At 42.8% G+C, this 22,097-nt stretch carries 15 protein-coding genes; 2 read left to right on the top strand and 13 right to left on the bottom strand.

All coding sequences use genetic code 11. The annotated features are described in order from the left end of the window. Nucleotides 1–9: 9 nt before the first annotated feature. From RHS_RS21295 to RHS_RS21285, 3 genes are all read right to left on the bottom strand, one after another. Entirely contained in the window at nt 10–798 is a 789-nt protein-coding gene (locus RHS_RS21295) for a polysaccharide deacetylase family protein (protein ID WP_027293378.1), read from the bottom strand. 42 nt (nt 799–840) lie between these two features. Next, entirely contained in the window at nt 841–3,048 is a 2,208-nt protein-coding gene (locus RHS_RS21290; protein WP_395023241.1) for an ASKHA domain-containing protein, read from the bottom strand. Between the two features lie 198 nt (nt 3,049–3,246). Beyond that, the gene (locus RHS_RS21285; protein WP_044297813.1) at nt 3,247–3,885 is read right to left on the bottom strand and encodes a corrinoid protein; all 639 of its coding nucleotides are present in this window, start codon (nt 3,883–3,885) and stop codon (nt 3,247–3,249) included. A 290-nt stretch (nt 3,886–4,175) separates the two neighbouring features. Here RHS_RS21285 and RHS_RS21280 point away from each other — a divergent pair, with 290 nt between their 5' ends. After that, nucleotides 4,176–5,426, top strand: coding sequence for a PocR ligand-binding domain-containing protein (locus RHS_RS21280; RefSeq protein WP_044297814.1), 1,251 nt, complete (start codon nt 4,176–4,178; stop codon nt 5,424–5,426). Nucleotides 5,427–5,558: 132 nt separating this feature from the next. Here RHS_RS21280 and RHS_RS21275 read toward each other — a convergent pair whose 3' ends face one another. The 10 genes from RHS_RS21275 to RHS_RS21240 all read right to left on the bottom strand — a co-directional run bounded on the left by RHS_RS21275 (nt 5,559) and on the right by RHS_RS21240 (nt 19,985). After that, nucleotides 5,559–6,269 carry a hypothetical protein gene (locus RHS_RS21275; protein WP_047834306.1) on the bottom strand — a complete coding sequence of 237 codons (711 nt, stop codon included), beginning with the start codon at nt 6,267–6,269 and terminating at the stop codon, nt 5,559–5,561. A gap of 1 nt (nt 6,270) precedes the next feature. Next, complete coding sequence (locus tag RHS_RS31600; RefSeq protein ID WP_395023239.1) at nt 6,271–9,420, bottom strand: discoidin domain-containing protein; 3,150 nt, start codon at nt 9,418–9,420, stop codon at nt 6,271–6,273. Between the two features lie 64 nt (nt 9,421–9,484). Continuing rightward, complete coding sequence (locus RHS_RS31595; RefSeq protein WP_395023237.1) at nt 9,485–13,315, bottom strand: Ig-like domain-containing protein; 3,831 nt, start codon at nt 13,313–13,315, stop codon at nt 9,485–9,487. Nucleotides 13,316–13,330: 15 nt separating this feature from the next. Then, the gene (locus tag RHS_RS21260; protein WP_047834305.1) at nt 13,331–14,203 is read right to left on the bottom strand and encodes a hypothetical protein; all 873 of its coding nucleotides are present in this window, start codon (nt 14,201–14,203) and stop codon (nt 13,331–13,333) included. Then, nucleotides 14,190–16,535, bottom strand: a complete 2,346-nt coding sequence (locus RHS_RS21255; RefSeq protein ID WP_047834304.1) for a glycoside hydrolase family 65 protein — start codon at nt 16,533–16,535, stop codon at nt 14,190–14,192. Before RHS_RS21255 ends, RHS_RS21260 begins: the two co-directional genes overlap by 14 nt. 7 nt (nt 16,536–16,542) lie before the next feature. Continuing rightward, nucleotides 16,543–17,385: a carbohydrate ABC transporter permease gene (locus RHS_RS21250; protein ID WP_047834303.1), complete on the bottom strand. Its 843-nt coding sequence runs from the start codon at nt 17,383–17,385 to the stop codon at nt 16,543–16,545. Continuing rightward, nucleotides 17,386–17,604 (bottom strand): hypothetical protein, encoded by a 219-nt coding sequence (locus tag RHS_RS31590; protein WP_395023234.1) that lies wholly within the window; start codon nt 17,602–17,604, stop codon nt 17,386–17,388. It abuts the gene before it with no gap. After that, nucleotides 17,588–18,274: a carbohydrate ABC transporter permease gene (locus RHS_RS21245; RefSeq protein WP_395023232.1), complete on the bottom strand. Its 687-nt coding sequence runs from the start codon at nt 18,272–18,274 to the stop codon at nt 17,588–17,590. Before RHS_RS21245 ends, RHS_RS31590 begins: the two co-directional genes overlap by 17 nt. A 100-nt stretch (nt 18,275–18,374) precedes the next feature. Continuing rightward, nucleotides 18,375–18,539 carry a DUF6783 domain-containing protein gene (locus tag RHS_RS31585; protein ID WP_377146299.1) on the bottom strand — a complete coding sequence of 55 codons (165 nt, stop codon included), beginning with the start codon at nt 18,537–18,539 and terminating at the stop codon, nt 18,375–18,377. 12 nt (nt 18,540–18,551) lie between these two features. Further along, complete coding sequence (locus RHS_RS21240; RefSeq protein ID WP_047834302.1) at nt 18,552–19,985, bottom strand: ABC transporter substrate-binding protein; 1,434 nt, start codon at nt 19,983–19,985, stop codon at nt 18,552–18,554. A 269-nt stretch (nt 19,986–20,254) separates the two neighbouring features. Between RHS_RS21240 and RHS_RS21235 the strand changes: the two genes are divergently transcribed. Next, nucleotides 20,255–22,021, top strand: a complete 1,767-nt coding sequence (locus RHS_RS21235; protein ID WP_027293369.1) for a sensor histidine kinase — start codon at nt 20,255–20,257, stop codon at nt 22,019–22,021. The last annotated feature ends 76 nt before the right edge of the window (nt 22,022–22,097 follow it).

Below are 22,097 nucleotides of genomic sequence, written 5' to 3'. Positions count from 1 at the left end.
TTAAATCTATTATTCTAACAATATATCCTCAACGGTTACAAACCGGTATCCTTTCGCCTGCAGCTGATCTACAATCTGTAACGCTGCATCAACGGAAGACTGATAATAGTCGTGTAATAAAATAATAGCATTTTCTTTGGCTTTCGTCACTACCCTATTTGTAACTGTGGAAGCATTCATGGTTTTCCAGTCCAGTGGATCGATATTCCACATCACCGGCAGCATGGTAATGCGGCAGTCTAACTGATCATTCCATACACCAAACGGAGGACGGACATACTCTGTCCCTTTTCCGGTAAGTTTTCTCACCAGATCACTGGTTTTGGCAAGTTCGCCACAGGCTTTTTCCGCTGACAGCTGGTTCAGATTCACATGAGAATATGTATGATTGCCAATCACATGACCTTCATCTGCCATCCTTTTAATAATATCTTCGTGTCCTTTGATATTTTCTCCCATAACAAAAAAACTGGCTTTTACCCCCCGCTCCTTTAGACCATCCAGCAGCTTTGGCGTAAAAACAGGATGGGGACCATCATCGAAAGTCAGAGCTATCTTCGGCTTCACATCATCTGCGGCCTCTGCCTCTGTCTCTTTATCTGGTCCCCGTCCTGCTTCAGTTTCTTTTATTTCTGTTAACGGTGTCTCCCCGGAATCTTCATAAATCTTTGTATCCATTGCATCCAGACTCTCTGCCGGACCTGAACCGGACTGCCACAGATTTACCATACATAATACAAAAACCACAATTCCACCGAGGATCAATCCTCTTTCCACATATTGTTTCCACTTCTCCATATATATCCACAATCCATTGAAGTCTTAACAACAATATATGCTTTACTCGAAAAACATATGCTCCATATAAAAATCGTTAAATTCTTTGTCACTGGATAGATTAATTTCCTTCGACAGATCTACCATACGTTCCATATCCCTGTCACCATCTTCGGATATAAAATAACGAATGGCACCGCCCAGACTGCTGTTTCCTACCGTCTGAATCTTATTTGCAAATTCCCTGGGAAGCATACCGATCTGGAATGCCTTATCCGTATCTATATGGAAACCAAATCCTCCTGCCAGATAAACCGTTTTTACCTGATCATAAGTTACACCATAGCGCAGGAGCAGCGTTTCTACTCCTCCTCTGACAGCTGCCTTGGCAAGTTGGATTTCCCTTACATCTTTTTGGGTAAATACTATGTTTTTCCCATCCGGTGTTTTAGCAATTGGAAATCCGTCGTCAAAATAATCTTCATCCAAAAGCCCTGTCTCATCCACAAATTCTTCCCGTACAAGTTCCGCTGCTATCTCAATTACCCCGGTACCGCACAGGCCGATGGGCGGTTCGTTTCCAATGGTCTCCACCTCAGCTTTTTCTTTATCCAGACGGACACCGCAGACCGCACCTTTTACGCTGCCCATTCCCCAGGTAATATTACCGCCTTCAAAAGCCGGTCCTGCCGCTGTGGAAGAAACCAGTATCTTATCCTTATTTCCCAGAGCCATCTCTCCGTTGGTTCCCAGGTCAACCAGAAGGCAGATATCTTCGCTTTTAAAAAAGTCACAAAAGTACATCCCGGATACAATATCCCCGCCAACGTAAGTAGAAATTCCAGGCAGCACTGCTAATTCACAATCCAGCAGCCCACTCCCCATGATTTTTTCAAAAGGTTCTTTTATCATCTTAATGTTAACCGGTGTAAAAGGCACTACTCCAAGTGTTTCACAGGAATAGCCCATCAGAAGATGCCCCATGGTTGTATTGCATCCGATTACTACCTGCTCCACCTGCTTTGGGGAAATTCCCGTTTCTTTTATAATCTCGCGGATGCCGGTTAACAGATCCTGACGGATGGAAGCCTGCAGTTCTTTTTTCTTCCCGTCATTGGATGCCTGGATACGGGATATTACATCTGCTCCAAAACTTCTCTGTTTATTAATGGTAGAAAAAGAGTATACCACCTCCTTACTCTGTTTTCCGATCAGATTCAGGGCGATTGTAGTAGTTCCAATGTCAATGGCAATGCCAAAAGCAGTGTCATTTGATGCTCCTGAATCAGATTGTTTTCCTGAATAATCCGATACTATTTCAAAGTCTGACTCATCATTTCTGTCTAACGCAATCTTACAGTCTTCCTTGGGAAATGCCCTGCATGACAGCCGATAACCTTTTTCCAGCTCCTCTTTTGTGAATTTTTTTTCATCGGAAGGGGTTACATCAAGGCTGCCTTCCAGAAGCTGAATCTTACATTTACCACAGATTCCTTTTCCGCCGCATACCGCACTGAAATATACATCATGGGCTATCAGTGCATCTAATATACTCTGCTTTTCTGCACATGGTATCCGGTAGCTTTTTCCATTCTCAATTACTTCAATCATAACAGGTGCCACCTTTCTTAATTTACAATGCAGTGCACTGCATTTTCTACAATCGTGCTGCATCCGGAATTCCTTTTCATCATCGGTTAAGACCAGTATCAGACAGGAGGTTTTTACCGGATCAAACATATATCCTGATGTGATGCCGATCCCCAGCATTTCTTCCGCCCTGATCTGGCGGTGCATTACCTGCTGCATTTCCATAGGGATATCGTGAGGCGCTTCCAGACGCTTCTTTATACCCGCTTTTCGATTCGCACATTCTTCCCGCAAAACATCCTGCAGCGCATCTTCCATCTGAAACAGAAAACTGTCAGCCATGGCATCAATCAGCATCCCTTTCAGATAGTCTCCCTGTTGAAACATCAGGGTACTGTAGGCACTTACTTCCCTGCCAACGGTCGTCAGAACATATGCCGCCTGTTTTTCCCTGAGATTTATCTGCTTTGCTATCTCTTTTGGTACCTCATCGAATTTAATTAAAGCATGAGGATCTATTTTCCCATAAACGATCTCCTGAAGTTCCTCATATTCTTCCTCAACCTCTTCATATATAGGGTTATCTTCCTTACAGTCTAGCAACTGCAGGACTACCTTTTTATCTATCCTGACATCGAATCCATCCAGACAGATAATCTCACCCTTTTTTGTTATCTGCATATCTGTCCCTCCCGCATACCGCAGACCTGTCTGCGGTACTGCACTAATAAAGAGTGTGAAAGCGATTTTCTTTCACACTTGTCCCTCACGTATCGCCAATCTCACACATCTTATGTACTCTGATAAATACAATCAAGGCTGTCACATAACCTCTCAGGTATGCGACAGCCTATGTAAATTTTTTTGTTTTTTATGACTTTAATTGGCTAATACAGCTTTTTTAGCAACTTCGGCGCAGGTTGCTGCATCCGGTGTATAATAATCTGCTCCAATTTGTTCTGCAAAGCTTTCATTTACTGGCGCCCCACCAACCATTACGATATATTTATCACGGAGTCCTTTTTCTTTTAACTCATCAACTACAGTCTGCATATTCGGCATTGTTGTAGTCAGAAGTGCTGACATACAGATTAAATCTGCTCCAACTTCTTCTGCCTTATCAATAAATGCTGCCGGCTCTGCATCTACGCCGATATCATGAATTTCAAGACCTGCTCCTTTTAACATCATTACTACAAGGTTCTTACCAATATCATGTAAATCACCTTTTACAGTACCAACAACGGCTTTCCCAACCGGTTCATTTCCAACTTCTACAAGCTTTGGTTCCAGAATTGCCAATCCTGCGTTCATTGCTCTGGCTGCTACCAGTACTTCCGGTACGAAAACTTCATTATTTTTGAACTTTTCACCGATGATCATCATTCCGGATAACAGACCTTCATTTAAGACTGCCTTTGGATCTAAATTTTCATCAATTGCCTGCTGTACCAATGCTTTTACATTTTTTGCTCTTCCTTTTTGTAAAAAAGCTGAAATTTCTTCAATAATTGCCATGACTAATATCCTCCTTTTATTTGCCACTACATTTTTTATTACATCAGCTCTCCGCAAAGCTTCTGTAACTTGTATGTCCACAGTATAATTCATTTCCAATTTCTTTTTTTGTAATTATTTTAGATTCAATGTATTTTTTTTGCATTATGTATGCTATAATGAAGAAAAATAAGGGATTTATTTGCGAATTGTCTATAATACACAAATTGTCTCTTTGGAATTTGTATATTTTTTACTTTAGATATCACTCTCACAAAAATTTTACCATTTAATGGCAGGGAGGTAATAACATGACGCCATATCTCTATACTGTGGTTGAAAAAGAACATTTGACAGAAATGCTGGGAGCATTCCAGGCATGCGTTAATCTTCCTATTCAGGTAATCGATGAAAACGGTAAGATCCTGGAATCCTGTGGCGCAGAGACTTGTTTCTGCAACACTTTTAAAAAACATCTGCCTAAGGATGATAGCTGCGAACTGCTGCATATTAACGCCAGTAAGCGAGCCATAACGCTAGGGGAGACCTATATATTTTCCTGCCATGCAAATCTGAACCATATTGTATTTCCTCTGCTGAATAAAAACGCCTTCTTCGGTTCTATTCTCGTAGGACCTTTTTTAATGGATGTTCCGGATTCCCTTATGATTCTGGATATCGCAAAGCGCTATGAGATCCCTACCGAATCTCTTTTGGAGCTGTATGAGGAATCGAATTCCATTAAGGTAATTACACCTGCACATGTGACCCAGATCAGTAAGCTGCTCTACTATCTGTTCTCAAGCCTGATTTCAGACAGCCGGCAGCAATTGATCATTAACCAGGGGAAATTACATCAGCAGTCAAAAATAAATGAGTCGATTCAGATGTACAAATCATTTGGAGATGATGAAAAAGTCAGCTATCCTTATGAAAAAGAGAAAGAACTGATTACCAAGGTGAAGACAAAAAATGTACCGGAGGCAAAAGGAATCCTCAACGACCTGTTAGGTTATGTACTATTTTCCGGCGGAAACAGCATGGATATCTTAAAATCCAGGGCAATAGAGCTGTGCTCCCTGCTATCCAGGGCTGCTATTGAAGGCGGTGCAGCAACGGACAGTATTTTAAAAATAAATAACCACTTTTTACAGAACCTTCAGAACATAAACAATCTGGATGAACTGTGCTATAAGCTCCAGGAAAGCGTGGAAGTATTCACCGAATCCATGTTTAACTATATTCCTTCAAAAAACAATGAACTGATGAAGAAAGCAATTGCTTATATTTCCAAAAATTATTCTAAAAATCTTACTTTAGAAGAAGTGGCAAATGATGTACATTTAAATCCTGCCTACTTCTCTACGGTCTTTAAGCAGTCCTGCGGTTCTTCTTTTAAAGAATATCTGAATATGGTGCGGATTGAAGAAAGCAAACGGCTTCTGGCGAATACGGATTATTCCGTTATTGATATTGCTATAGCTGTAGGATTTGAGGATCAGAGTTATTTTTCTAAAGTATTTAAAAAATATACCGGTTTGACTCCAAAGCAATACCGGTAAAACATATAATAAAAGGTGCAGAGCCGGGAACTCTTTCCCTTATGGCCCTGCACCTTTTCTTAATGCTGTGATAATGCGGGTAATCCGGTATCCGGGGAACTGATGAAATACTTCCGCAAAGATGGTTCACATCTATTGAACCGTAACCCCATCAAATTCTTCCTGCTTCAATACAACACCCCGTTTTTCAATACACCTGTCTACGTATCTGACCAGTAATTCATTTCGGTAAACCAAACCGTATTTGCTCCGGATTTCTCCGCTGCTAAGTCCATTGACATCTTTTCCGTTTTCCTGGCAGTATGAGAGAATCTGCTCATCTGTATATTTTAATTCATTGTCTTCCATGAGTTTAATCAATTCCCTGGATAAATTACTGATGGAATAACTTAAATATGTGGACATACCGTAGTTCTTATTTCCGTATACGATTTTTCCACTTTTTACAGAAGTCTCCCTGTCTGCATTTTCTTTTTCCATCTCTTCTTTTATCTCGTCAAATTGAACTGCTTTGCTAAGCCCTCTTTCCCTTGCCAGAATAAAAATCATCTGTTCCCTCAGGCAGTCCTGCTTTGCCTCTGCCTTTAACAACGTGGCTGCAGACATACCTTCTTCGGCTTCTCTGTTCCAGAATTCCCGGTCAACTGTTTCCCCCGGTTTCTGATATCTGCTGATGATATTTGTTCTATTTTTATCTAAATAATACTGAAACTGCTCGTTTGATATTTCTACATGATCCAGTTTCATAATATACGTATCTGTATCCTTTAAAGATATGTAAATAATACCTGCTGCCAATCCCAGGAACAGGATGCAGACAACGCTCCATCGTATATACTTCATATTATTCCACTTCTATTTCCGCCAGACCGGTACTGGTTGTACTGCCAGATACGGAGGTTAATACAAATTTAACACTCCTGGAATTTTTATTTACCGGAATCTCCAGTGGCCTTCCGTTATTGGGAAGTTCTCCCACCTCAATCTCGGAACCGTCATCGAATATCAGTTTACCGCCTGTGATCTGGTTATCCATATCCGGTCTGTCATATAATTTTATCAGGCTCATATCTACTTTATTTTGGAAATCCAGGTTGATCCATGCCCCTGCTGTTTCCTGGTTTGTTACCCATTCTGCATGTGCAAATCTCATGTGGCCATAGGGCAGTCCTCCTGCTTCTCCATCCAGGACGCCATCTATTGCTTTAACGGCACTCTGGTCCAGCTTTCTGTCTGTATTGCTCATTTCTGATGAAGCCGTTACTACAGCATTCATTGCGAAACTGGTAAAATCCCTGGTCCAGAATATCTCATTTACCTTTGCGAATGAACCAATGTAGCCGTAATACTGGGAAGTATATAATCGCAGTGCCTGGTCCTTTAAATTAAAGGAAAATGGTGTCTGTCTCATGGAATAAGGTACATTTACATTCTCTCTCTCAGACCATTGAAACATCGTCAGATCCTCCAGTCCCTGAGGCATCTTGTGTGCCTGGATTCCGGCTTCATCACTGTTCCATACCGGCCAGTTACCGTCTCCTGCACAGGAGTGAATAATACTTTCATGCAGGGTCGGATTATAGGACGGATTATCTCTCTTTATACTCTGGATTGCCTCTATTGCAAACAAGTCCAGATAGGCGTGGTCAAAGTGCATATCATATCTGGATGGAACATAGATGTCTGTTGCATTGCTGTTAATAATAGCATCCTTTAAATCATTCACAAAATTTGCCCTTGTATATGAGGAGTGCTCTCCTGTTAATTCAAAGCGGTAGTCCTGCTTGATGTCCGGATTGCCATAACTGTATTGATTGCCGAATCTGCTGGTAAAAACAGTATCATCTTCAGCCGTATATAATTTATACAGAAAGCTGTCCCAGTAAGTCTGTGTGCCGCCAAGACCGCCCGTATCTGCATATCCCAGGAACATGATATTATCTTTGGTAAGCCCCAGTGCATTCAGCGCATTGATCGATTCCACGATTCTGCCCTGTCCGCTTCCCTGTCCGTTGTAGTCACCATTGGTAGCAAGGAGTACCTTTACATTGTCGCCTGCGTCTACCGCCCGTTTGATGATTCCGCCTGCCATCAGCATCTCATCGTCCTGATGTGGTGCCAGTATTAATATATTTTTCCCGCTGGGCACGCCTGCATCCAGTCCATCAAAATGGATGCCCGTAACTTCCAGGTCAGCTGAAGGATTTGTGAATAAAAATCTTACATATTTAGCCGGTGTTTCCGGTATTTTAATTTTCTCTTCCGCTGTCTGGCCCGATACCTCAGAGAGGATAGTCCAGTTCTCATTGTCGGAAGATACCAGGAATTGATAATCATTTTTCGATGTGTTTTCTGCAAATTCCACTTTATGGTTTCTGATATTGAATTCTCTGCCCAGATCAATCTGCAGGTATGCCGGTTCTTCTGAAGCCGCCGGTTTCCAGGAAGTAGCAGGATCATTGTCTGTTACCGCTTCTCCCTTATAATTTTCTGCTGTACTTGACGCCTCCACCGGCTGTCCAAAAGCAAGGTCCAGATTCAAGTCCTGTCCCGCCTCTGTCGGCACACTTGTATCCACTGCAAAAGCCCTGAACTCCGGAATGATTGCCCACGCAAGCGGACGCTGGGAAGGCTTGCCTGTGATTGTGACCCTTATTTTGCTGCATTCAATATCCACGTCTGCTGTCTGTACCAGCGAAGAAGCCGGATCAGTATAGGGTGATTCCTGTGAATAATCCACTGCGGTAACCCAGTTTTTTCCTCCGTCACCGGAATACTCAATTGTGTACTTCCAGTCTTCCGCTAGATCAATATCCTTGTCCTTTAAATCTTCCCATTCGATCTCCAGTTTTTTTACGTTATAAATGCTCCCTAAATCCACTGTCCACCAATAGGGGAAGGAACCGGTATTTCCACTGAAGGTCTTTGTATCTCCGTCCACCGCCAGTCCGGGCGCATTACTTCCTCCAGACTGTTCCGCATTCTTGTGTAAAGCTACATTGCTTAATTGATTGTCGGTAAACACCTTGAATTCTGCAAATCCACACCAATAGGTTTCAGCCGGAAGGCCGGTAATGGTCACTCTCACATACTGGAATTTGGTATTCTCCGGGAATACTCCGGTCTGGGTCTTATTCCCATCGGTATTTTCCGTCCGGTCAGTGAGCATGGTGAAATTCACTCCATCTGAAGAACCTTCAATTTTGTATTTCCACGGATTGCTCTCATCTTTTTCAAATGTTAATTCGAAATCCAGAAGATCATAATCCTGACCCAGGTCAACCTGCCACCATTTATCCGCACCAGGTCCGTTATTGATCCACATAGTGTCATAATTCCCATCATTTCCATTGGATGCCGGACGTTGATTATCTCCGGATGTAGTTACCGGTTTGTTCTGTGACACGTTTAACTTCGTGATATCCACATCTTCTAAGATCAGGTTGTCCAGCTTTATTTCACTGGAGCCCCCCTGGCTTTCCATCACGAGATAAACCGCCATTTCATCGTTGTTAAAATCGGTGATAAAATCCTGTTCCTCAGTTCCCACAGAAAAGGTATTGCTCTCGGATCCCGAAACAACTTTCACTGTTGCCCCACTGCTTGAAAAAGCTGAAAATCCACGGAATATTTTCCCATAGGGAATGGCAATTTTACTTACCTGGGCATCTTTTGTCAAAGTCTCCGACCATAGTTTTACATTTCCGCCGGCAGCTCCTGTAAAAAAACCACCGGTTCCAAAATCGCATCCTCCATAGATCCCGGTAAGCTCCTGTTCTTCACCACCCCTGTCTTCAAAATCGATGACAATCTGCCGGATATCGGCTTCTGATGCATTTACTCCTTCTGATACATGAACTTTTTCTGCCGCATTTACTTCTTCTGCTGCATTTACTTCTTCTGCCGCATTAACCCTTTCTGCCGGTATAGCTGTGATTCCTCCCAGAATCAGTGCTGTTGATGCAAATACTGCTATCAATTGTTTTTCTCTCATAGCTCTTTCTCCCTTCCAGAGCGTGCATCTTTAAATGATACCTGGCACGCTCTGATGTTTTCTTCTATTTTACCGTATAATTTATTGTATTGGAATAGTTACCCCAGATCTTTTCCTTGCCATACTTGATATAGGTACGCACTTTGAAGCTGTATGTTTTTCCTTTCTTCAGCTTTGGAGACTGCAGCTTTGTTTTGGTTGTTTCTCCGATTTTTTTGTAGGAGCCTTTGCCGGTTTTCATACGGATCACATATGTTGCATTCTTCACGTTGGTATATCTCAGTACCGCTCTGCCCTTGGTAGATTTTTTTACTGATTTCAGCTTTGCAGCACTTGGCTTTGTTACCCCAGTCAGGCTGGCAGAATTCTTTCCGGTTCCACCTGCATTTACGCCTGCAACCCGGTAAGTATAAGCAGTGCCTTCCTTCAGTCCGGTTATCTTCACGCTATTATCGTAGGTACGCTTTACCTCTTTCCACTTCTTACCTTTTTTATTATAGAGGTAAACCTTGTAATAATCGGCGTCTTTATTCTTTTTCCAGGATATTTTCAATGAATTATTGGAAATAGCTGATGTTTTAACATTTGTTATTTTCCCTGGTTTTTTCACTTTTGCGTCTTTATATTCTACCGTCACCAGACACTTTTTCACAAATCCTCCGTCTACCGATTTAACGGTGATCTCAGATCTGCCATTTTTCAGTGCCGTTATTTTACCGGTGCTGGATACCGATACGGTTTTTGGCTGTGATGAGCTCCAGGTCAGGGTTTTTTCGCTGGCATTTGCCGGTATTACCTGTGCATTGAGCTGAACGGATGCACCTTTTTTGGTAATCTTAAGGTCTGACTTATCTAAGGTAATTCCTGTTACTTTCACAGGGATTGCCACATTTACCTTGCAGACTGCAGTCTTGTTTCCGTCCCTAGTAGCAGCAATAATATCCACTTTACCATTGCCCACTGCGCTGATCACTCCACTTGCATCCACTGTAGCCACCCTGCTGTCGGTAGACCTGAAGCTGACGGTTTTATCCGTTGCGTTCTGAGGAGATACCACTGCCTTTATCTGTACCCGTTCTCCTGCTTTTGTCAGGGTTACCGCAGTTTTATCCAGTTCTACTTTGCTGACCGGTATAACAGGAGCAGGAATCTCCACGGTTACCAGACAGGTTGCTTTTAGATCTGTACCTTCTACTGTGGCTGTTATTACAGATGTTCCATTGGCTTTGGCACTCACCAGACCTTCCTGGTTTACCACAGCCACGCCTTGGTTAGATGACTCCCAGACGACATTTTTATTATCTGCATCCTCCGGTGTAACGACTGCCTCCAGCTGTAAGGTTTCATTTGCTTTTGTAAGCAACGCTTCCTCCTGATTCAGGGTGATACCCGTTGGCGGAATTTCTTCGGGAGCAGCTTTTTCAAATACTTTGAATTCTGCAAATCCCGGCCAGTAATCGTATCCCGGGAATTTCGTCAGGATTACTTTTAGATAACGGTAAGTTCCGGTTGTCTCAAAGGTTCCGGTCTGTACTCTGGAACCGTCTGTATTATCTGACCTGTCAATTAACATTTCAAATTCATCGTCCGGTCCTTTCCTTCCCTCAATCTGATATCCCCAGGCCTCTTCTTCATCCTGTTCAAATACCAATTCAAAGTTATTTAAATCATATTCCTGTCCAAGATCTACCATCCACCATTCGTTTAACTCTTCTCCTGCATGAACCCACATGGTTCCTTCATTTCCGTCATTCCCGTAGGATCCCGGATACTGGTCATTGCCGCTTGTGGTGACAGGCTTGTTCAGGGCTATGTTTACCGGTTCATATTCTCCTTTTTCCAGAAGCAGGTTATCAAAATATACCCGGCTTCCTGCACTGCCTTCCACCGTTACGGTGAGATTATCTACTGCTGAAGTAAGCCCTGTATTGAAATAGTTATTTGCGGAGGTTATCAGGAATGATTTCTTATATCCCTCTGCTTCCAGAGTTACCCATGCAGTCCCTTCACATTGTGCCTGAAAGCTTTTCAGTTTCTTGCTCTTAGGCAGGGTAATTACTCCACTGGCCTCTCCGTCAGCCAGATAAAGGGATTTCAGTCCGTCTGCTGATCCTGTCCTCCACTCTCCCGAAAAGATACAGTCTTTGTACATTTCCGTAAATGGAGTTTCATCCTCCGGGCGGTCCTCAAAATCAATCGTACCAGCCGGAACCTGATTTGCCGCTTTGCTGTTGTCAGCTCCAATATTTGGTGCCCCTACAGCCGATACCGGATTGCCCCAGTAATCACGTCCGCCATTATCTTCAATTAATGTTCCAGCTTCTATACAGCCGGAATTATCGCTCAGCTGATAACCTCCTACACTGTCAAGCCCCAGAGATCCTGTGCCTATATTTACAAAATCATCCGTAGTAACGGTAACCGCCTTTTCGTCATCGCTTCTTAAGATGCTGGCATCACTGCCTCCATATGCGTTGTTTTCAGCCGTTCCCATTAAATCTTCGTGCCAGCCTTTGGAAGTGGCATCGCTGTAAATCACATTGTTGGTAAATCGGAAGTTATCTTTGTTAACAGGCTTTCCATCCCAGTTATTGGTAATATAGCTGTTATGCCCCTCACTCAAATAAAAATCATTGTTATATACATACATCTTATTATTATCATTGGTGGACCATCCGCCTATTGTAACAACGGCTCCGCCTCCATAGCTGTTCGTACCGTATCCGTCATTCTGACTGATATTATATCGTATATGAGTGGTATAGGTACTGCCCAGTGCACATTCAAAATATGCTCCGGAAGGATTGTCATGTGTATAATTATACTGTATGTAATTAAGTGTTGCATTCACATCCGCATCAAATGCCTGGGAATCTTCTTTTGACTCTGAAGCACCTGAGCCGAATACCTCATTAAACTGTGCTACTGTGTATTCGCCGTTTTCCCACCAGATCGGTACATTTCCATTTGGACCGCTGTTGCAGCCGTCACAGGTATTATACTCAATCACTGCGTTAGAGTATGAGGTAGGGCAAATAGCTGCATTGCCAATATCCTCACAATAGTTGTTACGGATTACCAGATTCGTGCTGTTATATCTTGAACCTGCATACTCACTGTCTGGAATTCCCGTTTCATGCTCAAAGCGGCTGCTTCCCCAGGTAGACATAAAGTTGATTCCATAGTGGTTGATATTAGGACCTACAATATTGTTTTCTACGGTGATATCATTCCATCTGGTAGGAACCTGATTGCCTCTGATACTGTAAATGATTCCGCCGCGTCCGATACCTGCCTGCTGGCCAATGGGATGTGATACAATATCATGCACATAGAGATCCCTGCAGTTCATCTGCTCTAAGGTTCCCGCATCTTCCGCCATAATCAGTACGCCATATTTTTTAATATGGTCATCCGGATTGTCGCCGGGAATCCGATTGGTCACCTCAAGTGAGGTAATTTCCCAGTATTGCTGATTATAGAAATACACTGCCGCATTAAAAATCCTGTTCTCCAGGTCATCTCCGTCTTCACCGCACCAGTTATTTCCCTGTATGAGAGGCCTTGCTTCTGAATCTCCATAAGCACCTATCTCGATGGGGTTTCCTTTTTCCCCGGAGCCTTTTGGACTTAACTGACCAGTCCAGACATCTCCCTTTTGAAAGAGTATCTTATCACCGGGTTCAAAGGTAGTGCTGTTAATCTTCTCCAGAGATGACCATGCATCCTCTTCACTTGTTCCGGGGTTCCCGTCATCCCCTCCGTCATAATCAATATAATACGTAGTTCCGGCTGACTCCTCTGCCTGAACTTCTACCCTCGGCACGATCAGGCTTCCTAATACCAGCATAGCACTAAGCCCCAGGCTAATCCATCTTTTGCTCTTTTTTAGCATAACTTTCTCCTTCCATTAACTGTTATTTTGTTCCGTGAGAAACCTTATAAAGCTTCCGACACCTCCTCCCACCTGCTTTACCTCATTTGGACGTAAGCCTTCTGTGTCTGACACATCGAAGAATTCCCCGTGTCTTGTTTGATCCGTTATCATATAACTGTCACTTCCAAATAAGCATTCATCAAAACCGATATATTCATCACCCCAGAAGCTGCATTCCTCTTCCCGGATCTGATACTGATTACCAAAGTAATCCATGAAATCATTCACATTGTCGCTCTTACTGGAAATTCCCACCTCCAGATATTTGGCATCTGTAGTTGCACATACCGATATGCCGTGTTTTCTTCCCATATCCTCCGCCAGGTCAATCAATCCCCTGATTCCTCCGGTAAATCCATGGCTGTTCAGATTTGCAATAAGCTGTTCCTTCTCCCCTTCCTGTAAAAACAGGGATTCTCCTCTGCTGTTTTCTACCATCAGATCGATCTTGCAGTAATTTGGACGGCTGAATACAATATCGGTAGGAATTTCATAATCCTCCTGTAAGCACCTGTGTATGTCATAGCAGATATCATGAATCCGGATTAATCCTGACTTAGCCGGGATCCGGTGGCTCAGCAGGTAAGGGCTGCCGTTTTCATCGAAAGCATAATTATATGCCCCTCTGCCAAGTCCTAAGAACAGGCTCTTACGCTCTTCTACCGTAAAATATTCATGCAGTTTTCCCTCCGCAATATTTTCCAGGGTTGTACCGCTTATGACCGCCAGTTTTACCCCCTGGGCAAGGAGCTTTTTCATGGGTGCCACCACCTCATCTACCGGTGCCTTCCTGGACAGCACCGCCGTACCATCCCAGTCAAAAAAAATCGCTTTATATTTTTTCACAGCAGCTTGCCTCCTTTTCTGATAGCTTTATTTTCTTTCCATTTACAGATAACTCTATTCCTTCACCGCTTATTAAAGTAAAGGTACACTGATCCTTCGTCATGATGGCTTCCAGTATGCTTCCCCGGTAATTAATACGGAAGGCATATCCCTCAAAGCCGTCTGGCACAAATGGGTTAAACTGAAGAATTCCCGCATTTGTCCGAAGCCCGGCAAAACCGTTTACGATAGCCAGCCAGGTGCCGGCCATATTAGCGGCATGTATTCCGGCATAAAAGTTATTATGATAATCATCCAGGTCCATTCTTGCTGACTGGGAAAAATAATCATATGCTTCCTCATGATATCCAATTTCACTTGCCAGAATTCCAAATATACAGGTGGATAAAGAAGAGTGATGCAGCGTCACCTCCTGATAAAAGTCATAATTACGCTTCAGTTCCTCTTTGGTAAACAAATTGCTGTGCAGATACATACCTAAAATCGCATCTGCCTGCTTGGACATCCGCTGGCGGTATATAAACAGCGGGTGATAATTCTCGTATAGCAGATGCCGCTTCTCCACAGGTATCTTCGAATCATCCCATGGCTTTCTCATCATAAATCCATCATCCAGCGGATAAACCTTGCGCTTTTCGTCATATGGAAAATACATATTTTCTACAATCCGCTTCCAATACTCCGTTTCCTGGTCTGTTATGGACAGCCTTCTGACAAACTCCTGATAAAATTCAGGTTCTGTTTCCTTAAGCCGGCTCAGTGCATTCAGCGCATACCGGATATTCTCTCTCGCCATCAGGTTAGTATAAAAATTATTGTCTACAATTGCATTGTATTCGTCAGGACCGGTCACTGCACAGATGCAGTACTTATTCCCTTTGCTCTCTGCAAAGCATCCCACGTCCGCCCATACTCTGGCTGTCTCGCAAAGTACCTCAGCCGCCATTTCCTTTAAAAACTGTGTATCCCCTGTAACATCCACATACAGCTGGAATGCATAGGCGATATCTCCATTGATGTGGTACTGCGCCGTTCCCAGTGGAAAATAAGTGGATGCCTCCTCCCCATTAATGGTTCTCCAGGGATAGAGTGCGCCTGTTTCATGACCCAGCACCTTCGCCCGCGCCCTTGCCTGATCCAGGGTATGGTAACGGTATTCCAGCAGCTTTTTCGCCAGTTCCGGCGCCGTATAGACAAACACCGGAAGCACATACATTTCTGTGTCCCAGAAATAATGGCCTTCGTACCCCTCTCCGGAAAGTCCTTTTGCTCCCAGAGAAGTACGTCCGTCCCTGCCCGCAGCCTGCATAATATGGAACAGATTAAACCGTATTCCCTGCTGCAGCGCTTCATCTCCCTGTATCCTCACATCTGCAATGTCCCAAAATGCCTTCATATAATCCTTTTGTTTTTCTTTGAAGTAATCGTACCCCAGTGCGGTACACTCCCGGCACTTTCCTTCCACAAATCCAGCCAGACTGTCCTCCGGCATATCAAGGGAGGATGTACAGATGATAAATTTATCCAGTATTAGCTTCTCACTCCGCTGTCCGCGGTATATCCATTCAAGTTCTGCATATGCATCCTTTTGCATTGCAGATATAGACTGAAAAGACATAGAACCGTAGCAGCGGTGTCCCACTCCAAAGGCAGCGGTCAATCCGCTTTTTTTCGTCTTTCCTTCAAAGTACAGCAGTTCCTCAGAGGCACTGCATCGATTCTGCGTAATCCGCTTTCCAAACGGACCGTAATCCACTAAGGGGTTTGTCTTTCTCGTATGGTTTTCCACATCGGCATCTATATAGGAACATATCCTCACTTCACAGTCCTGATTCAGCAGCAAAAGGCTGAGCCTTTGCACCATTACATTTTTATCTGCAAAAGACACCATGCGTTCGAATAAAAGCCGGATCTTTTTCCCCTTGGGGGATGTCCAGTCCACCGATCTCACTACCGTCCCATTCTTCATGTTCAGCGTTCTCTGATAAAAATCCAGACACCCCTGCCTCATATCAAATAACTCATCGTCCAGATATATTTTTACGGGTTTTCCGTTTGGAAGATTCAAGAGGGACTGGCTCTTTAGCGGAAATCCGAAATTCCATTCCCCGTAACGTATATCTTCACTTTCATAAAAGCCGTTGATAAAATTCCCTACCAGCCCTTCATCCACGGAAAAATCATAGTCTTCCTCGAAGGTTCCCCTTGTTCCGATATAACCGTTAGACAAGGCAAATGTTGTCTCATTCCTGTAGTTGTTCTCCATACAGAACCTGTCTTCTGTAATGTTCCATGGTTCTATGGGATATATTTTTTTATTATGTAATTCCATCCTGTGATTATCCTTTCACCGCACCTGCGGTTAAACTTTCCATTACCTGTCTCTGCAAAATGATAAATACGGCTATTGTTGGCAGAACAGTCATGACTACAGCAGCAAAAAGAGCCGAATAATTATTGGCAAATGTCCCCATGTAGTAATTCAATGCAATTGGTATCGTTCTTGCCGTATCCCCGCTGGTAAGCATTAAAGCAAAGTAAAATTCATTCCAGGTATTGATGAACTGCAAAAGTGCTATGGTAACCAGCCCCGGTTTTGCCAGCGGCAGAATAATATGCCAGAAGGTCTGCAAAAATGTTGCACCGTCAATATAAGCCGATTCCTCCAGTGCCATGGAAATCGTTTTATAGTAGCTCGTCATAACAAAGAATGACATCGGAATACCCATAGCAGAGTAAACAATAATAAGTCCAAGCTTCGTATCGAAGATCCCAAGCTTCTGGAAGATGGAAAATAACGGCTGGGATATGGCCTGTGCCGGAAGCATTAACGATGCCGAAATCAAAAGGACAATTAACGGCTTCATTTTGAACTCGAATCTTGAAATAATGTAGGCACACATAGCTACAAATGCCAGAGTGACCAGTACGCTGCAGCCTACAATAACTACGCTGTTCAGAAAATATTTGGCTATAGGAGCATATTTAAAAGCTGCTTTATAATTGTCCAGATTAAATGTGGACGGCCAGGACAGAGCAGAGGAATTGATCTCTGAATAGCTCTTGAAGGAACTTATAAACGCCCATACAATCGGACCTACTGCAATAAATACAAAGAATATTAAAAATATATATTTACCTATGACGGCACAGACAGTTGATACTTTTGATGTTTTCTTCAATTATTTCCCCTCCCTTATCTCTTTTTTTTCACGGAACAGCTGCTGAATCAGAACCACCAAAACCAGCCCCAGCACAATCTGTACAACCCCGACAGCATTTGCCTTTCCGTAGTTATTCTCAAGCGTCGCCGCTTTATATAAAAACATCGGCAGGTTTAAAGTGGTACTTCCGGGCCCGCCCTTTGTTGTCACATAGATGATGTCAAACTGTGATACCATTGCAACGGATGCCAGTATGACACAGGTGCCAAAAAATATTTCTCATGAGGGGAAGCGTTATAAACCGGTCAACCTGCCAGGGCTTTGCTCCGTCTACCCGTGCTGCCTCGTATATCTCTTTATCTATGGCGCCCATCTCAGCCAGGAATATAATGGTATTAAATCCCGCATAGAGTATCCAGGTAAGTGTCACGGTCCAGAATGCATACTTGGAGTTTCCGAACAGGTTAGGCACCTGAGATGCATTGAATCCAAGAGCCTCAACGATGGGCTTCACCACACCAAAGGAAGGATTCAGCAATAAAGTGAACATAACGCCAGTTGCCGCCGTAGGTATAATATTGGGAATCATATATGCGGTCCGCACAATTTTCCATCCTTTTGGCTTTCGCCTCAACACCAGTGCCATAGCCAATCCCAGGCACACATGGAAGGTCGATTGCAGTAAAACCCAAACAAGCGTATTTTTAATTGCTGCTAAAAACGTCTCATCCTGAAAGATGACCATAAAATTTTTCAAACCGGTAAAAACCGGACCTGAAAAAGTCGTATAATCACAAAGTGAGGTATAAATAACGGTAACGATAGGCGCTGCGTACACAAGGGCAAACAAAGCCATACACGGCAGCGTAAACATAATGATCCAAAACTTCTTATTTTTTACTTTCATATCAACACCCTTTCATCTCTCTTTAAAAAATTAGATCCGCAAGTTTTCTGCCTGCGAATCCAATTTTTTATCCCGGAGCGTGTCTTAAATCCTTGAATTTTCAACACGCTCTAGAGCGTATTTTAAAATTGCTTTCTGGCAGCTGTGCGTCACACTTTGTGGGAGATTTGTCCCGGATGAAGGGCGCGTAGCGGGCTACGTAACCTGAATTCGGGGCAAATATACCGCAAAGTGGGGCGTGCAGATGGCAGGAATGAATTTTCAAACACGCTCTAATCTATTCCTGATTTTTAGCTGCAGAATCAGATAATTTTTGACAGAATTCTTTTGGTGTAATATTACCATATGCCAGTTCCGGAAGTTCTGTAGAAAATGTATCGATTGCATTCTGATACCAATATGCCTGGTTCTGCCCATATGTTAATTTAGCTTTATTCTGAATCTCCAGAACCTGAGCCATCAGTGGATCTTTTTCGCTTAAATCAGAAGGAATGTCCAGATTGTTGGATACCGGCTGAAGCCCCGTCATCTCCAGTGCTTTAATCTGATTTTCAGGACTTGTCTCAAACTTTAAAAATGCTACTGCAGCTTCGATTTTATCTTTGTCCTTTGCTCCCACCATATCTCCTGGTGTTGGAACCATTTCCATACCATCACCCGGCATCAGCATAATTCCAACTTTGTCATAGAAGCCTTCCGGAGCCTTTTCTGTCTGGGAAAAGTCAGGAATCATCCATGGGCCATTGGGGAACATTGCTACTTCTCCATTGAAGAAATGAGTTGCCATTGGATCATATTTTCCGCCTATCGCATCGGCAGTGGTGTAATTCTCAAACATTTTTTGAATGTTTTCTGCTGCTTTTTCTACTTCCGGCGTATTAAAATCAGTAGGATAAAGTGTATTCATCCATTTATTTCCCGCATCTCCATCTGTGCCTATCAATGCGCTCATCCAGAGATTTGTAAGCCAGCCGCTGTCTGCCGTATCCATGCCAAGAGGTGTAATATCAGCTGCTTTGAGCTTATCGCAGGCTTTAAAAAATTCATCCCAGTTTGCAAAAGATGTTTCCGGAACTTCAACTCCTGCTTTTTCAAATAATTCCTTATTATAATAGATATAAGAGATTTCCTTAGAAACCGGCACTCCGTAGATTTTACCGTCTACTGTATTAAAGTTCAGGGAAGTTTCATCAAACAGTGCCTTCCACTCCGGATCTGCCTCAAAATAAGGTGTTAAATCTGTAACTTTTCCTGACTTTGCAGCCAGCTCTGTAATATTATTTCCTCCGTTGAATACAATATCCGGGAGGTCACCGCTGGATATCAGCAGCTTAATCTTTTGATTATAAGCATCTGTTGTGGGAATCTCTTCAAAATTAAACTCTACATTTTTACCTGCATCGGTCTTTTTGAATTCCTCAAATAAATATTTGTAATATTCAGCCGCATAATCCGTACCAACATGGTAGTTGATTACATTTAACTCTACTTTTTTACCTTCTCCGCCTGATGCATCCCCACTGCCGTCATCAGATGCCTGTCCCTCTGTTGCAGCAGCATCTGTTGTCTTGCCTTCCGTCGTCTGCCCATCAGTTGTCTTATCATCTGCTTTTCCTGCTGTCTCACTATTTCCTCCACATGCAGTAAGCCCGAAAACCATGATACCTGCCAATGCTGTAGCAATCACTCTTTTTGTTAATTTTCTTTTCATATGAATCCTCCTTGTCATCTTATGGCTAAATTATAACTTTAAATTACAAAATAGTGAATAAAATATGAGATTCATGGCTTGAACTTTCAGATCCCATTCCCGCCATATTTTTTTCACAATTCATTATTTTGACAAAAACTATGAAAATTTTGACCTTTTCTTTAAAAATCCGGTCATCCTGCTGAAACTTATTGATACCCTTCTTTAAATATGGCATAATTCCTATTATTATCACAGAACCTGAATAACGCTTTTTAAGGAGATGGCATATGTCCAAAGAAGGAACTGTTACCAGCAAAACGCTGTCCTTGCGTACATTTATCACCGTTATCATTTCACTGACGATTACTGTAATACTGGTGTTATCGATTTTGTTCTTTTATAAAGGAACGTCTTATATTCTGATCAATGAATATGAGCAGTCCATAACGGCTCAGCTAAGCCAGGTAAACCAGCAGATAAGTGAACAGATCGATGCCCTGGATTCCATTATTCCCATGTTTCTTTCCAATTCACTGATATCAAACACACTGGAATCCATTAACTATAATTCGGTAACCTACGACAGCAAAATCAGCATTGAAAAACAAATGTCCCACACCTATTACAGTACCTCGCTGTCCAGCAAAAATTTTATAAACGGGATCCACATATTCAGCGATGACGGTACGGAATTTTACATTCCCACCTCCGGCAAATCGGAGCGGGATATTGACCTGAACCAGAAGCTGCTGGATAATATAGATCCCTCCGACCCCGGACTGATCTGTATGTCACTCTATTCCGAATATAAAAGTATCTTTTTTGCCAGAAACATATTCAGCAGCAATACCGGCAGGCATATAGGCATCTTTATAGTAGACGTTGCTCCTGTCAACTGGATTCAGTTCTGTGCCAAAGGGCTGGATCCCTCATGGTTCATTTATTTATATAATAATGAAATGAGCATACTTTCCAATGAAGATATGGAAGTCCAAAGCGCACAGCTGCTAACACAGATCGCTCCCCAGAATTCCACCGTTTCCTTCCAGGAGCTAACCCTTTCGGGAGAACCCTATTTTGTGGCAGCCCAGGAATTACAGGGACTGCATATCACTTCAGCCGTTGCTGCACCGAAACTTTTAATGATGAGTGATTTGAACCAGACATTAAAATCTTACCTGCTTTTAATGTCCGGAATCGTCTTAATCGCCCTGGCGGCAGCTGTTGTTCTAAGCCGCGCAGTGACCAGGCCGATTAATAAAATGGTCTTTCATATTAATGAAATTTCCCAGGGACGCCAGGACAGCCTGCCACCGCTTAAGATGCATTATGAGTTTCAAATATGGATGAACGCATTCAATGAAATGTTGAAAAAGCTGGACATCTCTTATAATGATAATTTCCAGAAGCAGCTGCTTCTAAAAAATGCTGAGATCCAGGCTCTGCAGTCCCAGATGGATCCCCATTTCCTGTTTAATGTGTTAAATACCATTGCCTGGAAAGCCCAGATGAGCGATAATGAAGAGATCTATGATATGATTATCTCCCTCGGGGAACTGCTCAGAATCAACACCATATCAAAAGAATCTGCCTACACTCTGCTGGAGCAGGAAATGAAATATGTGAAATTCTATATCTACCTGCAGCAGATGCGGTTTGAGGATAAAATTTCCTTTGATATCCAGGTACCCGATTCTCTCATGCAATGTAAGATACCCGGCTTTTGCATACAGCCTCTGGTGGAAAACGCAATCGTACATGGGCTGGAGCCAAAGAAAGGGAATGGAAAGTTATCCATCAATATTATTGAAACAAAACGGTATATGGAAATATCCATCAATGATAATGGCATTGGATTTGAAACCATTCCTGATATACGGCAGATTGCTTCCAAGAACGATGGATCCCATACCCATGTGGGGCTTAAAAATCTGGATAAACGCCTGGAGCTCTTATATGGGGAAGAGTCGAGATTACATATTCTGAGTACGCCAAATGTATGTACTTCCATATCTTTTCGCATTCCAATTCATACGGATATACCGGAATTATAATGCCAGGCTTTAACAGAAATTGCTTAGATTCAGAAATATTTAACTGCCAGAACGCTGCATAGTTATATCTGACAGT

Origin of the sequence: Robinsoniella sp. RHS, assembly GCF_001029355.1 — a bacterium.
Classification (GTDB): Bacteria; Bacillota; Clostridia; order Lachnospirales; family Lachnospiraceae; genus Robinsoniella; species Robinsoniella peoriensis.
The sequence above is the reverse complement of the archived record's forward strand: the minus strand, read 5'-3'. Positions and strand labels throughout refer to the sequence as shown.

Bases quoted from the DNA above. Each gene is read 5' to 3' on its own strand.
- RHS_RS21295 (WP_027293378.1), bottom strand. From the start codon at position 798: ATGGAGAAGTGGAAACAATATGTGGAAAGAGGATTGATCCTCGGTGGA.
- RHS_RS21245 (WP_395023232.1), bottom strand. From the start codon at position 18,274: ATGAAAGTAAAAAATAAGAAGTTTTGGATCATTATGTTTACGCTGCCG.
- RHS_RS31590 (WP_395023234.1), bottom strand. From the start codon at position 17,604: ATGGTATCACAGTTTGACATCATCTATGTGACAACAAAGGGCGGGCCC.
- RHS_RS21240 (WP_047834302.1), bottom strand. From the start codon at position 19,985: ATGAAAAGAAAATTAACAAAAAGAGTGATTGCTACAGCATTGGCAGGT.
- RHS_RS31600 (WP_395023239.1), bottom strand. From the start codon at position 9,420: ATGAGAGAAAAACAATTGATAGCAGTATTTGCATCAACAGCACTGATT.
- RHS_RS21290 (WP_395023241.1), bottom strand. From the start codon at position 3,048: ATGCAGATAACAAAAAAGGGTGAGATTATCTGTCTGGATGGATTCGAT.
- RHS_RS21235 (WP_027293369.1), top strand. From the start codon at position 20,255: ATGTCCAAAGAAGGAACTGTTACCAGCAAAACGCTGTCCTTGCGTACA.
- RHS_RS21255 (WP_047834304.1), bottom strand. From the start codon at position 16,535: ATGGAATTACATAATAAAAAAATATATCCCATAGAACCATGGAACATT.
- RHS_RS21285 (WP_044297813.1), bottom strand. From the start codon at position 3,885: ATGGCAATTATTGAAGAAATTTCAGCTTTTTTACAAAAAGGAAGAGCA.
- RHS_RS21280 (WP_044297814.1), top strand. From the start codon at position 4,176: ATGACGCCATATCTCTATACTGTGGTTGAAAAAGAACATTTGACAGAA.
- RHS_RS31595 (WP_395023237.1), bottom strand. From the start codon at position 13,315: ATGCTAAAAAAGAGCAAAAGATGGATTAGCCTGGGGCTTAGTGCTATG.
- RHS_RS21275 (WP_047834306.1), bottom strand. From the start codon at position 6,269: ATGAAGTATATACGATGGAGCGTTGTCTGCATCCTGTTCCTGGGATTG.